General features: G+C 64.7%; 1 protein-coding gene and 1 pseudogene. Both read right to left on the reverse strand.

Annotation, left to right across the window (positions count from 1 at the left end; translation table 11 throughout):
* Window positions 1-16 precede the first annotated feature (16 nt).
* Window positions 17-10,417: pseudogene (locus V1277_RS06510) on the reverse strand (amino acid adenylation domain-containing protein); the annotation flags it as partial.
* A complete protein-coding gene (locus V1277_RS06515; RefSeq protein WP_334415490.1) occupies window positions 10,410-16,997 on the reverse strand; it encodes an amino acid adenylation domain-containing protein in 6,588 nt (2,195 codons plus the stop codon). The gene V1277_RS06515 and the pseudogene V1277_RS06510, both read right to left, overlap by 8 nt.
* Window positions 16,998-16,999: the final 2 nt, after the last annotated feature.

Genomic DNA, 16,999 nt, shown 5'->3' on the forward strand with positions numbered 1-16,999 from the left:
GCCGCTTATCGAGGCCGACGCTGGCGAACAGCGGATAATTACTGGTCTCGACGAGCCTGGTCTCGCCGACACGGATCTGTCCATCTTTCCCCATCAGCGCGTGGTCGACCGGGTAATTCTCAAACACCAGGATGCTGTCGAACAGCGGCCGCCCGGGACGTCCCGCCAGGCGCTGGATCTCGTAGAGCGGCGTCCAGCCGTATTCGCGCAAGGTCAGATTGCGATCCTGCAGCTCGCGCAGCCATGCGCCGACTTTCTGCTGCGGACCGACGTCGTCGACAACAGGCAAGGTGTTGATGAACAGGCCCACCATGTCCTCGGCGCCGGCCAATTCCGGCGGCCTGCCTGATACGGTGACGCCGAAGCAAACCGTTCCCTGTCCTGTATATTGCCGTAGCAGTTGAGCCCAAGCGGCTTGCACCAGCGTGTTCAGCGTCACACGCTCACGCGCAGCAAATTGCTGCAGGCGTTCGGTCGCGGCAACATCCAGCTCCAGCGCGAGCATGCCGTGACCGGGCGACTCCGCGTCTGCATGTTCGGTCGAACCGCCTGCCAGGAAGCTCGGTTCTTCCAGCTTTGCCATGACATTGCGCCAGAACGCCGCCGATGCATCGCTGTCCCGGCTCTGCAACCAACCGATGTAGTCGCGATAGCGGCGCTGCAATGCAGGCAACCGGCCGTCGCCGTTGTGCTGCATCACCTCGGCGATCAGCCGCGCCGAGCTCCATCCGTCGAGAAGGATGTGATGATGGGTCCAGATCAGCCAATGACGATCTTCTCCGAGCCGGATCAGCCGCACCCGCTGCAGGGGCGGCTTCGACAGGTCAAACCCTTCGACCCGCTCGCGCAGCGAGACTTCGCCCAGCGCAGCCTCCAACTGGGACGGCTCGGACGCCGCGGCCCGCGCGCGCCAGTCCTCCTCGACGAACGGCACCTCAGCACGACGATAGACGATCTGTTGCGGCGAGCCTGCCAAATCGCGCCAGACGAAGCCGGTTCTCAGCACCGCATGGCGATCACTGACCGCCTGCCAGGCGCGATGGAGCTTTCCGGCATCGAGACCGCGCACTTCCGCGGCGACCTGATTGACGTATAGCCCACTCTCGCCGTCGTGCATCGCATGGAACAGCATGCCCTGCTGCATCGGCGACAACGGATAGATGTCCTCGATCTCTCGCCAATCCAACTCCAGGCTGTCGAGATCGGCCTGGCCAAGGCCCGACAATGCTACATCCGACGGCGTCACGCCGCAGGCGCCGCTGGTGCAGTGATCGACCAGTTCGCACAGCGCCACGTCGTACAGCCCGGCCAATCGCTCGACCGTCTCGCGCCGATAGCGCTTGCGACCGAAGCCGAACGAGAGCCGCAACTGGCCGTCGCGCACCGTGCCATTCACGCTGAGCCAGCGCCGCAACGGACTCGATTCGTCACGCGAGGGACCCGCGCTTTCCGATGCCATGGCGAACAATGCCGCGTCGTCGTCGACGCCGCCGTCGATCTGGCCGAGATAGTTGAAGACAAGCTTCGGCTCGGCAATGTCAGCCAGCGCCGCGCGCTGCTCTTCGGAGCCGAGATAGCGCAACAGGCCATAGCCGAGCCCGCGGCCGGGAATGCCGCGAAGTTCTTCCTTCACAGTCTTGATGAGTGACGAAGGGTTTTGCGATCCACCAGCCAGCCGCACGGGAAAGGCGGTGGTGAACCAGCCGACGGTGCGCGAGATGTCGAGATCGCCGAACAGGTCCTCGCGGCCGTGGCCTTCCAGCTCGACCAGCACATCGTCCTGTCCGCTCCATTGCCAGACAGCACGCGCGAGACTTGCAAGAAGAAGATCGTTGATCTGCGTACGGTAGGCGGACGGCGCATCCGTCAGCAGGCGCTGCGTCAATTCCCGTTCGAACGTGAGCAAGACTTCATCGGCATCGGCGACATAGTCGGGGCCGCCGTGATCGTCGTCGCAAGGAATATCCGCATTTGCACGGCGATCGACCCAATAGGACAATTCAGTCGCCAGTTCGGGCGATGCTGCATGATCTTGCAGCCGCTTGCCCCATACGGCATAGGCATGGCTCTTCGCCGGAAGCGCAACCGCCGCGTCGCCGTTCACTAGCTGTGCATAGGCGGCGGCGACGTCTTCCAGCAGAACCCGCCACGACACGCCGTCGACCACCAGATGATGGATCACGATGAGGAGACGCTGAGTGCCATCGGCAACGTCGATCCCAACCGCCCGCAGCAGCGGCCCCCTCGATATCGAAAGACTTGCCTGCGCCGACGATGCCAACGCCGTCACGGCTTCCCCGTCGGCCGCGCTTCGTATCCAAAGCAAATCCGCGGCGGCGGGTGCGGCGCCGTGCTCCGCGCGCCACGTTCCTTCGGCTTCCTTAAAGCGAAGCCGCAGCGCGTCGTGATGATCGACCACGGCCGCCATCGCGCGCTGCATCATTTCCCAATCGAGACGATCCCTCGGCCGCAGCAGCACCGCCTGGTTCCAGTGATCGCGCCTTCCTGCGTCCTCTGCAAAGAATCGGGCCTGGATCGGCAGCAACGAATGCGGGCCGGTGACCTGCCCCTGATCGGCAAGCGTTTCGCTGCGTTGCTCGGCACGTGCGGCCAGCGCCAATGCTTCGAGCGTCTGATGCTGAAACACGTCGCGGGGTTCGATCAGGTAACCGGCGCGGCGGGCCCGGCTCACCATCTGCAGCGAGATAATCGAATCGCCGCCGAGCTGGAAGAAATTATCGGCAAGGCCGACAGCAGGCCGCCCGAGCAGGTCGGCCCAGATCGCCGCGAGCGCCAGTTCGGCCGGCGTGCGCGGCGCCTCGTACTGCGCACCCGCGGACGCGGCGTCGGGCGCCGGGAGCGCCTGGCGGTCGATCTTGCCGTTCGGCACCAGCGGCAGCCGCTCCAGCACTGCGATCCGCGATGGCACCATGTAATCAGGCAGAACGACCGACAGCGCCGTCCGCAGGACCTGTTCCTTCAGTTCACTCGCGCCACTGACGTATCCGATGAGCTGGCGGCCCAATCCGATCTCGCGCGCTACCACCACCGCAGCGCGGACACCGGGCTGATCGAGCAGCCGCGCCTCGATCTCTCTGAGCTCGATACGAAAGCCGCGGATCTTGATCTGGTGATCGGACCGCCCGACATACTCGATCGCGCCGTCCGCGCGCCAACGCGCCAAATCACCCGTTCGATATAGCCGCGCGCCAGGGCCGCAGAAGGGATCGGGAAGGAAGCATTCCGCCGTCAGCGCCTGGCGTCGCCAGTAGCCCCGCGCCAGCCCTGCTCCGCCAATGAACAATTCACCGGTCACGCCGGCCGGGACCATGTTCAGGTCGGTATCGAGGATACGAATTGCCGTACCCGGGATCGGCCGTCCGATCGGCACCCGCGCCGCGTCATCGTCGCGACAATTCCAGAACGTGGCATTGATCAAGGCTTCGGTTGGACCGTATCGATTGTCGAAACGCAAATTGGGGAAGGCTGCGAGCGCACGCGCCTTCAGTTCCGCCGACAAAGCTTCGCCGCCGGAAAACAGGCGCTTGAGGCTGACGCAGCGTTTCGCCTCAGACTCGGCGACAAAATGTTCGAGCATCTGCGGCACGAAATGCAGCGTCGTTACCTCGTGGGCGACGATGGCATCGACCAGAAGCCGCGGTTCGCGATGCGCGCCCGGCGCCGCAATCGCAAGCCGTGCGCCGGTTGCGAGCGGCCAGAGGATCTCCCAGACCGAGACGTCGAAACTGAACGGCGTTTTCTGCAGCAAGGTCTCGCCGGCACCGAGGCGATATTCCGTTTGCATCCAGCCAAGCCGCGCGGCCAGCGCGCCATGCGTGCACGCGACGCCCTTAGGCATACCCGTCGATCCCGACGTGTACATCAGATAGGCCAGGCTGTCGGCATGGAGCGCTACGTCGAGATTGCGGACCGGCTCTCCTGCCCAAGCCTCCCTTTCTCTTTCTATAGCCCAGGCTTCAACGGACGCGCTCGCAATTACGGGCGCGAGACGATCCAGCAGCCGGCCTTGCGTCAGCATCAGCGCGGCTCCGCTATCGCGCAGCATATACAGAAGGCGGTCTGGCGGATAATCGGGATCGAGCGGCAGATAGGCTCCGCCGGCTTTCAGCACGGCGAGAACACCGACGACCAGCTCGACGCTGCGCTCCAGTGCAAGCCCGACCAACCGGTCGCGGCCGATTCCGTGGGCTTGCAGCCGCCGCGCCAGACGATTGGCGCGAGCGTTCAGATCCTCATAGCTGACCTGCTGGTCGCCAAATACCAACGCAATAGCGGATGGCGAAGCAGCCGCACGAGCCTCGATCTGAGCGACGATACTGTTGCCAACGTTCGGAGCCTTGGCAAAGCCACCGCTCCAGCCGAGCACCTTCCGCGTCTCATCGGCATCGAGCCCGCTGAGCTCACCCAGCGGTCGGGAGGCATCCGCGACGATCTCGGCAAGGAGCCGCGACAGCGTGAGCTGCAGATATCTGATCTGGTCTTCATCGAACCGGGCTCGATCGTAGCGGAAGCCGAGATTGATGCCGTCCGTCTTGGCGAATACCGCCACCGTGAGCGCATAGTTGGTAATCGAGACCTGCTCGACCCGCCCCAATCGCCGACCGCTTTCGTTCTCGCCGCGCAAGGCCTGATCGATCGGATAATTCTCGAACACCAGGATGTTGTCGAAAAGCGGTCGGCCGGATCGTCCGGCGAGGCGCTGGATCTCGTAGAGCGGCATCCAGCCGTGATCGCGCAAATCGATGTTGCGTTCCTGCAGGTCCCGCAGCCATGCACCCACATCGGTTTGCGGGCTTGCCCGATCCACAACCGGCAGGGTGTTGATGAACAGGCCGACCATTTCCTCGGACCCGCTGATCTCTGCCGGCCTGCCCGACACCGTCGCGCCGAAGCAGACAACGCGCCGGCCGGTGTGACGGCGCAACAATTGCGCCCACGCGCCCTGCAACAGGGTGTTCAGCGTGACGCGCTCGCGCTTCGTAAATGCGTGCAACTTTGCAGTCAGATCGGCAGTGAGAAGCAGATCGAGCGAACCATGGCCGGATGCACCAGCGGCTGCAGGTCCTCCCAGCGTATCCGCCAGGAAACCCGGCTCATCCAGTTCCGCCAATGCCGTGCGCCAGAACGTCGCCGACGCATCGCGGTCCTGCCGTTGCAGCCAGGCGATGTAGTCGCGGTAGCGGCCCTGCACGGCAGGCAAACGATGGCCGCGCTCATGTTGCAGTATCTCGGCAACCAGACGCGCCGAACTCCAGCCGTCCAGCAGGATATGGTGGTGCGTCCAGATCAGCCAGTGGCGGTTCTCGTCAAGCCGGATCAGCCGCACGCGCTGCAACGGCGCTTGCGACAGGTCGAATCCCCTAGCTCGCTCGGCCCGCGACGCCTTCGCCAGCGCCGCCTCGAGTTCGCCGCGGTCCATGGCTGCAGCCTGCTCGCGCCAGTCTTCTTCCACGAATGGCGGCGTCACATGGCGATAGACCACTTGCTGGGCCGCGCCTGACAACTCGCGCCAGGCAAAGCCGGTCCGCAGCACCGCGTGGCGCACGCTCACCTCGTGCCAGGCTGCGCGCAACCTGCCGGCATCGAGGCCTCGCACTTCGAGACCGACCTGGTTGACGTAGTTGCCGCTTTCTCCGTCGCGCAGCGCATGGAAAAGCATGCCCTGCTGCATCGGCGACAGCGGATAGATGTCTTCGATATCGCGGCAATCGATCGTCGCTCCCAGGAGATCGAGATCGGCCTGGCTCAAATTCGACAATGCGAAGTCCGATGGCGTCATGCCGCGGGCGCCGCTTGTGCAATGCTCGACGAGTTCTCTCAGCGCCGCGGCATAATGCTCTGCGAGGCGTTCGATCGTAACTCGCCGGTAACGCCTGCGGCCGTAGCTGAAGGACAACCGTAGCTGGCCTTCGCGCACCTGGCCGTTGATGCTCAGCCAGCGGCCAAGCGGCGCGCTGTCGCTGCGCGACGGCCCGGCGCTCTCAGACGCAAGCCGGAACGGCGTGCCCTCACCTACGCTGGAATCAAACTGACCGAGATAGTTGAAAACGATGCGCGGCTCGGGCAGCGCGGCGAGCGCATGGCGCTGCGTCTCGGTGCCGAGATGGCGCAATACGCCGAAGCCCAAGCCGCGGGCGGGAATCGCCCGAAGCTCCTCTTTAACGGATTTGATCAGGGAAGCGTCATCACCGGAGCCGGCCGGCAGGCGCACGGGGAAAGCGGTCGTGAACCAGCCGACCGTGCGGGAAATGTCTGCCCCAGCGAAGATGTCCTCGCGGCCGTGCCCTTCGAGCTCGACGACAACATCCTCAATTCCGCTCCAGCGCGATACCGCCCGCGCCAATGCCGCCAGCAGCAGATCGTTGACCTGGGTCCGGTAGGCGGACGGCGCTTCCTTGAGCAGCCGCGTCGTCAGCCCGGCATCGAATGCCAGCAGGATTTCCTCGCCCTCGGCAACCCGGTCGACACCATCATGATCGTCGTCGCAAGGCAGATCGGCGCGCGAACCTCGTTCGAGCCAATAGGGCAACTCGGCAGACAGCTCTTCGGAGCGGCTATATGCCTGCAACCGCGCGCCCCACGATGCATAGGATTGGCTCCTCGCCAGCGCGATCGACGCTGCGCCTTGCTGAAACTGCCCGTACGCCGCCGCAAAGTCTTCGAGCAGCACGCGCCATGACACGCCGTCGATGACGAGATGGTGCACCAGGATCAGGAGCCGCTGACTGCCGTCGGCAAGCTCCATGCCGACCACGCGCAGCAGCGGTCCTGCCAGCGACAGGCTCGCCTGGGCGGCAGAAGCGACCGCCGTCACCTCGGCTGCATCGCGGATGCCGCTCCGAATCCACAACAACTCCGAAGCTGCCGGCGCAGCGCCATAGGTTGCGCGCCAAGCGCCATCGACTTCCTTGAAGCCAAGACGCAAGGCATCGTGATGCGCGATAACGGCGGCGACCGCGCGTTCCACGGTCGCCCAATCCAGCCGCGACTTCGGCATCAACAGGACGGCCTGGTTCCAGTGGTGACGCTCTCCAGCGTCTTCGCTGAAGAACCGCGCCTGGATCGGCAACAGCGGATGCTCGCTGCCCTCGAGGTCCTTCTCGGGAGTCGCGTCTTCCACCGGTCGTTCGATGCGCGCGGCCCGCGCCAGCTCCTGCAAGGTCTGGTGCCGGAAAACGTCACGCGGTTCGATCACGAGGCCCGCCTGCCGGGCGCGACCGACCAGTTGCAGCGAGATGATCGAATCGCCACCGAGCTCGAAGAAATTGTCGTCAACGCCAATGAGCGGCTGGCCAAGCAACTCGGCCCAGATTGCGGCAAGCGTCGCCTCGGTCGCGGTGCGCGGCGCGACATGTGCGGCCGCAGCAGCGGGCATCTCGGGCACCGGCAGCGCTTCGCGGTCCACCTTGCCGTGCGCCGTGAGCGGCAGCCGCTCAAGCTTCACGATGCGGGCCGGCACCATGTAATCGGGCAGTTCGTCCGAAAGTGCCGCGCGCATGGCCGCTTCATCGAACGTACCCTCGCCGGCGACATAGCCGACCAGTTGGCTGGTTACGCCGGCTTCGCGCGCAACAACCACCGCCGATCGCACGCCCGGCTGGCGCATCAGCCACGCCTCGATCTCGCCGAGCTCGATCCGGAAGCCGCGGATTTTCACCTGATGATCGGAGCGCCCGACATACTCGATCACGCCATCGGCGCGCCATCTCGCCAAATCGCCCGTGCGATACAGCCGCGCGCCGGGCGCACCAAAGGGATCGGGGATGAATCTCTCGGCCGTCAGTCCGACGCGCCGCCAATAACCGCGCGCCAGTCCCTCGCCGCCAATGAACAATTCGCCGGTTACGCCAACCGGCACGATGTTCAGGTCCCCGTCCAGAATATAAGCCGAGCGGCGTCCCACGGGGCGGCCGATGGGCGCATAGTTGCCCTCGATCTCCTCGCTGGCATCGACCTTCCAGACCAGCGGCGTCACGACGGTTTCGGTCGGGCCGTAGCCGTTGATCAACGTCCGCGGCTTGAGCGCGCGCTTGACCTTGTCGAACCCGGCCTTCGGCATGGCCTCGCCGCCGAACGAGTAGAGCCCGACCGGCGGCGGATCGCCGCGCCACGCCGCAAAGTCGGCGAGCTGCTGCAAATAGGCCGGCGGAAAGCCGGCGTTGGTGACGCGCTGCTTACGTAGAACGTCAAGCGTCTGTTCGGCCGACCAGAGATTCTCGTCACGCATCACAAGCGCAGCGCCGCATGTCAGCGCCGTCCAGAGCCGCTCATGGGCGCCGTCGAACGTAAAGGACAGGAAGTGCAGTTCGCGCGAGTACCGGTCCATGTCGTAGAGCGCGGCGGTGACCTCGCAATGCATCGCAAATGGCCCATGCTCGACGGCTACTCCCTTCGGGACGCCAGTGGAGCCCGAGGTGTAGATCACATAGGCAAGGCTTGTTGCTTCGACGGCAATGCCGGGATCGTTCTCCGCCTCCCGGTCGAGATCACTTGCGTCGAGCGGGACAGCCGCGATCCCTGACGGAAGCGCAGTGAGTGCCGAGCCTTCCAAATCAACCAGCACGAAGCGCACGCCGGCGTCGTGCATGGTTCCGACCTGTCGTTTTGCCGGATGCTCGGGATCGAGCGGCAGATAGGCCGCGCCGGTCTTCAATATGGCCAGCAGGGCTGCAACGAGCGATGGCGACCGCCGTGCCGAGATGCCGACCAGATCGGCAGGGCTGACGCCCAAGCGGATCAGGCGATGCGCGAGTCGATTGGCGCGACGGTTGAGCTCTGCATAAGAGATCACGTTGTCGCCAAAGATGAGCGCCGGCGCGTCAGGCGTTTCCGCGGCCAGCCGCGCGACCGTTTGGTGCACCGGTGTAAACGGCGCGGCTATCCCGGCACCCGCGCCGTTCCACTCCCGCAGCGTGGCAAGTTCCTGCGCGGAAAGCAGTGCCACGCCGGCGACCGACTGCGCGCCGTCCTGAACCATCGTGTTCAGGATCGTGATCCAATGCGACGCAAGGCGCTCGACCGTCGCCGGCTCGAACAGCGCGGTCGCATAGGTAAAGATCGCGCGGATCTCCCCTGCCGGTCCCTCTTCGCTGTCGAGCGCCAGGTCGAACTTGACCGTGTCGACTTCGGCGTCGAGCTTCTCGATCTGCAGGCCGGTCCGGTCGGGCGGGTTGCCCGACTGGCGCCGGCGCTGATGGTTGTAGAGCACCTGAAAGAGCGGGTTCTGGCTCAGGCTGCGCTTGGGCTGCAGTATCTCTAGCAAGCGCTCGAACGGAAGGTCCTGGTTCTCCTGCGCTTCGATCGTGGCCGAATGGACGGATGCGATGAAGTCAGCGAACGTCGCGCGCCCGTCGAGCTGCGTACGAAGCACCTGGGTGTTGACGAACAGCCCGATCACCCCGTGCGTCTCATCGCGGTGGCGATTGGCGACCGGCACGCCGACGCTGATGTCGGACTGGCCGGTGTAGCGATAAAGCAGCAGTTTGAAGCTTGCCAGCAGGACGACGAACAGCGTGGTCTGATGCCGGCGCGCCAGCGCGCGCAAGCCTTCGGCGAGCGCCGGATCGAGCGCCATGCGGAGCGCGGCGCCGGCGAGATCGGGAACCGCCGGCCGCGCCCGATCGATTGGAAGCTGCAGCACCGCCGGATCCTTTAAGCGCGTCGTCCAGTAATTGACCTGGCGCTCGCCATCGACAGCGCCCATCCAGAGTCGCTGCCAACAGGCATAATCGGCATATTCAATATCGGGCTCCGGCAAAGCCGGCGCCTCGCTGCCTGCAAATGCCGCGTACAAGCGCCAGAACTCGTCGACCAGCACGCCCATCGACCAGCCGTCGGCCACGATGTGATGCAGGCTGACGACGAGAAAATGGTCGTCCTCCTCCAGCCTCAGCAGCGCGGCGCGCATGAGCGGGCCGGCTTCGAGATCGAACGGCCGCGAGGCTTCCTGCCGCGCCAACAGATATGCCTGCTGTTCACGGTCATCGCCATCGAGCGCTACATGCCGCAACGCGAACGGTTGCGGGTCGAGCACGACCTGCTCGGCTTCCTTGCCGTCCTGTCGAAACACCGTGCGAAGCGCGCTGTGACGGGCGACCAGCGCATCGAAGGCCTGCTGCAGGGCGTGCCGTTGAAGCTGCCCTCGCACCCGCACCGTCGCCGATATGTTGTAGGCGGCGCTGTCCGGATCCATCCGCCACAAAAACCAGAGGCGCGACTGCGCAAAGGAAAGCGGTGCCCGTGTTTTCTCCTGGCGCGCAATCGGCAGCATAGCGAGATTGACGCCCTTCGCCGCGAGCTGCGTCAGGAATGCTTGTTGCTTGCTGGCATCAAGGCGCATCAATCGCCCTGAGATGTCACGAAGCTGCTGCTTCTGCGTGGCGGCGATATCATTCATCGGAAAGTTCGACTTCCTTCAACATGTCGAGCATCGCGGCGATGTCGTCGCTGCGCTTGTCGACCTGAATCTCCGGGGCAAGCGCAGCGGCCATCGTCTCGATGGTCGTCATTTCAAACAGGCGGTTCAGCGGCAGGTCGTGGCCGAGATCGCGCTTGATGCGGCTGACGAGCTGGACGGCGGTGAGAGAGTCGCCGCCGAGCTCGAAGAAGTTGTCGGTGACGCCGATGTTGGGCCGGCGCAGCAGGTCGGCCCAGATCGCGGCGAGCGCCGCTTCCACCGGCGTGCGCGGTGCCACATGCTCGGCCAACGCGGCGAGCTGGTCCGGGGCGGGCAGCGCCTTGCGGTCGATCTTGCCGTTCGGTGTCAGCGGCAGCCGCTCCAGCACCACGATCCGTGGCGGGACCATGTAGTCCGGCAGCAGCGACGACAGCGCGGTCTTCAGAGTTGTCCCGTCCAGCGATGCCGCGCCGCTGACATAGCCGACGAGCTGGCGCGCCGCGCCATGCTCGCGCGCCACCACCACCGTCGACCGTACGCCATCCTGTTCGAGAAGCCGCGCCTCGATCTCGCCGAGCTCGATCCGAAAGCCGCGGATCTTCACCTGGTGATCGGCGCGGCCGATATACTCGATCACGCCGTCAGCGCGCCACCGCGCCACGTCGCCGGTGCGGTAGAGCCGCGCGCCTGATGTGCCGAACGGATCGGGGATGAAGCGCTCCGCGCTCAGCGCGCCGCGCCGCCAGTAGCCGCGCGCCAGTCCTGCGCCGCCGATATAGAGTTCGCCGGCAACCCCGACCGGCGCGAGATTGAGGTCGTTATCCAGAATATGCAGCGTGGTGTTGCCGATTGGGCCGCCCAGAAGCGGACGACCATCCTGCGCATCGAGGCGATGGCGGGCCGACCACACCGTGGTCTCGGTCGGGCCGTACAAATTCCAGACCTCACCGGCTTGCGCCACCAGCCGCCGCGCCAGATCCGGCGCCAGCGCCTCGCCGCCACACAGCACGCGGCAGCTTGCGGGGAGCGACGGGCCGTCATGGTCGAGCAGCATCCGCCAGGTCGACGGCGTCGCCTGGATCAGGGTGACGCCCTGCTTGGCGACGATAGCCTTGAGCCGGGCCGGATCATGCGCCGCCGCGCGATCTGCCAGCACCACGCATGCCCCGCGCGTGAGCGGCAGCCACAGTTCCAGCACCGCAATGTCGAACGACAGCGAGGTCAAGCCGAGTACGCGGTCCTCGGGCGTCAGGCCCGGCCGATCCGCCATCGTCGCCAGAAAGTTTGTTACCGCATCATGGCGGACCATCACGCCCTTGGGCAGGCCGGTCGAGCCGGAGGTGTAGATCACATAAGCGAGGCTCTCGGGATGGACGGTGACGTCGAGGTTCGCCGCATCACCGCCCTCGCCATCTCCGTGCTGCTGCTCGTCAAGCAGCCAGGCCTCGGCGCCGGTCTCCTCCAGCACCGGGGTAAACTGCTCCGGCAGCATCCGTTGCGTCAGCACCAGCGCTGCCCCGCTGTCGCGCAGCATGTGCGCCAGCCGCTCCGCCGGATAGTCCGGATCGAGCGGCAGATAGGCCCCGCCCGCCTTCAATACCGCCAGCAGCGCGACCATCATCTCGACGCTGCGCTCGAGCGCCAGCCCCACCACCACGTCGGTTCCAACGCCGCGACCGCGCAATCGCCGCGCCAGCCGATTGGCGCGCGCGTTCAACGCGGCGTAACTTAATGCCTCATCGCCAAACACCAACGCGATCGTGTCGGGGCATTGGCGGACCTTCGCCTCGAACTGCGCGACGAATGAACGGTCTCGTGGATATCGAGCGTGCGTCCGATTCCACGTCTCCAGCAAAAGCTGACGCTCTTCATTAGGCAGAACATCCAGTTGCCGGACCGGAGACCGAGGCGCGTGTTCCAACGCCTCAGCCAATTGATCGAGCGCCTTCTGCATCAAGGCGCAGATACGATCGGCCGAGAGCGGATGGACAACCTGAGCGGTCAAGCCGAGCGCCTGGCCATAATCCTCGACCGCCATCATCAAGGGATAGTTCGTACGCTCTTCGCCGCCGAGCCACTCGACGCCCTGCAGACCTGCGCCGCCCTGATCTGGAGACGAAGCCGCCGGCATCGCGTTGTGTCGGTAATTCAGGATCGAGCTGAACAGGGGCGCCGGCGCGGCGACGCCGCTGCATCGTTGCGCGAGCGCCAGCGAGGCATGTTCATGCGCCATCAGCTCGGTCAGCCGGGCGTGCGCATGACGAACGCTGTCTTCAACCGAGGCGCCATCAAGATCGATCCGCAGCGGCAATGTGTTGATGAACAATCCCATGGTGCGATCGCCGCCGGCTCCCGCATGCATGCGGCCGAACAGAACCGTGCCGAACACGACGCGCTCGCGTCCGCTGCTTCGCGCCACCACCTGGCCCCAGGCAAGATGGCAGAGGCTGGCAAGGCTCACCCCCAGCCGCCGTGCCAGAGCGCGGAGCCGTGCATTGAGCTGTTCCGGAAGCATTCGCCGCGCTTCCGCCACGCCACCACCGTCACCATGCACGCGATCCAGCCCAAACGGCGTGGTCGGCTCATCGATGTCGGACAGCATGCGTCGGAAGAAGCGCTCGTGCTCCGCGATGGCGGCCGATCCACGCGACTGCGCAACCAGATTTCGGAACGGATACGAAGCCGAAAGCTCATGAGCACGTCCCGACAATATCTTCTGAACTTCGTCGTGCATCACCTCCAGGGTGGAGTGATCGCCGATCAAATGATGCAGCAATACCAAGAGCAGCCAGCGCTCCTTGCCGGGATCGCGGGCGATCGCAAATCGCAGCAGCGGCGCCTGACCGAGATCGATCCGGCTGCGGCGCGGGTCGAAACGCCGCGCAAGCTGTTCGTGCGCGGGACTGTCGCGATCCAACACGACTTCGGTAACAGCCAGCGAAGCCCGCCGCCAAACCACTTGCGCCGGAGCGGACAGCCCATCCCATGCAGTGGACGTGCGGAGAATGTCGTGACGATCGATCACCTGTTGAACGGCAGCGAGATAGCGATCGAGCAGGTCACGGCTTGCAAACGCCATCTGGCCGACCAGCAGATATGGATCGCCCTGCTTCGACAGTAGATGATGAAACAGGATGCCATCCTGAAGCGGCGATAGCCCGTAGATGTCCTGGATGTTGGCAACGCCCCCGGGCACCTTGGCCACGATGCTGTCGATGTCGGATTGCGTCAACGCGATCAGCGGCAACAGCTCGGGCGTAATTGTCGTCGTCTGCGGCGTGATCAGATTGGCCGGAACAGCCACGCCGACGCCGCCATTGAGGCTGGCGGCGAACTCAGCCAGCACCGGCTTTGCGAACAGCGTGCGCACGTCAGCGCGGAGCGAATGCCGCTGCAAGCGTTCCAGCATGCGGACCGCGAGCAGCGAGTGGCCTCCCAGTTCAAAGAAGTGATCGTTACGTCCAATTCGATCGACGCCGAGCAGCTCGGTCCAGATCTTTGCAACTACCCCCTCGATCTCGCCCTGCGGCGCCTCGAAACTGCGCCTTGCAAAGGCATCATCCTCCGGCGCGGGCAGCGCCTTGCGATCGACCTTGCCGTTCGGCGTGAGCGGCAGTGCATCCAGGCGCACGAACGCCGACGGCACCATGTAGTCCGGCAAACGCTCACGGAGATGATTGCGCATCGCAGCCGCAAATTCACCGGCATCAAGCTTCACGCCGTCGTCCTTCGCGGCCACATAGGCGACTAGGCGCGGGTCACCGCTGTGATCCTGGCGGACCAGCACCACCGTATCGGCGACGTCGGCGTGCTCATTGAGACGAAATTCGATCTCGCCCAATTCAATGCGGAAGCCGCGGATTTTTACCTGATGATCGTTGCGGCCGAGGAACGCGATGTTGCCATCCGGCAGGTAGCGTCCGAGATCGCCACTGCGATACATTCGCGCGTTAGCGTCGCCACTAAAGGGGTCGCACACGAAGCGCTCCGCCGTCAGATGGGCGCGATTGAGATAGCCGCGGGCTATTCCTGCCCCGCCGATGCAGATCTCGCCGGTCGCACCTAACGGAACGGGCGCGCCGAAGCTATCAAGCAGATAGATCCGTGTATTGGGAAGCGGGCGACCGATTGGGACGACGTCGCTATCAAAGCTCGCCGGCCGCAGCCAACTGGTAGCGCAGACCGTCGTTTCCGTCGGCCCGTAGCCGTTAAAAACGGCAACGCCAGGCGGCAGACCCTTGATCAATTCCGCCTTGGGCAATTCTCCGGCGAGGACGAGCACCCGCAGCGACGCCAGCCTGTCGAGATCGTCCCGCCCCTGCAGCATGGCCGGCGGCAAGGTCGCGTGCGTAATGGTATTGTCCGAGAGAAAATCGAGCAGTTCCGACGTATTGCGGTGCTGTTGCGGGCCGACGAGAAACAGTTCGGCCCCCGAGCACAGGGCCATGACAATTTCCCAGGTGCTGGCGTCGAAGCTGAACGAGGCAAACTGCACGATGCGGCTGCGTTGGGAAACGTCGAACAGCGCTCGCTGGGCCAGCGCCAGATTTACCAAGCCGCGATGTTCGACCATCACTCCCTTCGGCCGGCCGGTAGAGCCGGACGTGTAAATGATATAGGCGAGATGCTGTGATGTAAGTCCCGTGACAAGGTCGCCTGGATCTGATGCCTCCAAATTGGCGACGGCCGACGCGCTCGCCTCCAGATCGACAATCTTGCAGGCCGCATTCGCGAAGATTGCGCGTCCGGCACTATCAGCAATCAACAATTTCGGTTTTGCATCCTCCACGATCTGCCGCAGCCGCTCCGCCGGATAGGCCGGATCCAGCGGCAGATAAGCGCCGCCCGCCTTCAGCACGGCCAGCAGGCTGACGACCATGGCGATGCCGCGCTCCAGGCAGATCGCGACCGGCTGATCCGGGCCCACACCCAAAGCGATCAAATGCCGTGCGAGCTGATTGGCGTTCGCATCAAGTTCGCCATAGCTCAGGCGAACGTTCTCGTGAACCAGCGCTGTGGCTTCGGGCGCGGTTCGGACCTGCTCTGCGAACAGCTCGTGGATGCAGCGCTCCGATGGGAACGGCGCAGCCGTTTCGTTCCATGTGTCCAGAACGAGCTTGCGTTCCTCTTGACCGACAATGTCGATCTGATCGACGATTTGATCCGCGTCGGCTACCATGGCCCGCAGCAAGACGAGCAGATAGTCCCGGTGACGCCTGATCGTCGCTTCGTCGAACAGTGCCGTTGCATAGTTCAAGGCGCCGACGATGCGGCCGCCCGCCTCGCCCAGATTGAGCTCGAGATCGAACTTGACCTGCTGCAGCGGGATATCGGCAATCTCGGCCTGGAGGCCAGGCAGTTCAAGCACCGCCGTCTCGTTGTTCTGCCAGGCAAACACGACCTGAAAGACCGGCGTATGCTCCAGCCGCCGCGGCGGCTGAATGATCTCGACGAGTTGCTCGAACGGCAGATCCTGATGATCCTGAGCTTCGAGCGCCGCAGCGCGCACGCGGTTGAGCAGCTCCGCCACATCAGGCTCTCCCGATAAATCGACGCGGAGCGCCAGCATGTTGACGAAGAAGCCGACCAGGCCTTCGATTTCGCGCCTGTTGCGGTTTGCCGTCGGCGTGCCGATCACAAGATCGGTCTGCCCGGAAAGTTTTGACAACACCGCCGCCCAGGCCGCCAGCACCGTCATGAATGCCGTCGCGCGGTGCGACTGGCTGAACAGCCTGATACGATGCGCAAGCCCGGCGTCGATCTCGATCGGCAATGACGCGCCGGCGAGAGACCTGACCGGCGGGCGCGGCCGGTCTGTCGGCAGTTCGAGCACCGCCGGCGCGCCCGCGAGCGCCTGCCGCCAATAATCGACCTGGCGCTGCAATCGCTCGCCGGCCAGCCACTGCCGTTGCCAGGCTGCATAGTCCGGATACTGAATTGCCGGCGGCGGCAACGGATCGTTTTGGCCTGCTGTGAAGGCTCGGTAAAGCGCGCCAAGCTCGCGCACGAGCACGCTCATCGACCAGCCGTCGGATATGATGTGATGCTGGGTGAGCAGGAACAGATACTTCTTCTCCGCTGTCCGTATCAGGCGTCCGCGGATCAACGGGCCGGCGGCGAGATCGAACGGCGTATCGGCCTCCTCGCGGCACAAGCGCGCGAGTTCCTGTTCGGCATCCAGCCGTTGCCGCAAGTCATGTTCGAGCACCGGCAGGTGCTCATCGGCCGGCAGCAATTCAACGCAGGGTTTTCCTTCGACCACGCGGAAGACGCTGCGCAGCGCTTCGTGACGCGCAAACAACCGATCAAGGCTGCGACGCCATGCAGCGACGTCGAGATCACCCGCGAGGCTCAAAGCGCCGCGAATGTGATAGTTGGCGTTGGCGCCATCGAGCTGCGCCAGCAACCAAAGCCGCTGCTGGGCAAAGGACAATTCCAGCGGCCCGCCGCGCGGCACCGCCGGAATCGAGGAGATTCCAATCTTGCTGGCATTTCGGCCGCGGTCTCTCGCCAGCGACAGGAGTTTCTTCACCTGTGCGGAATCCAGATCACGCAAACCGGGCTTTGATGGTTCAGCCATGT

The organism is Bradyrhizobium sp. AZCC 1588, from assembly GCF_036924735.1.
GTDB lineage: Bacteria > Pseudomonadota > Alphaproteobacteria > Rhizobiales > Xanthobacteraceae > Bradyrhizobium.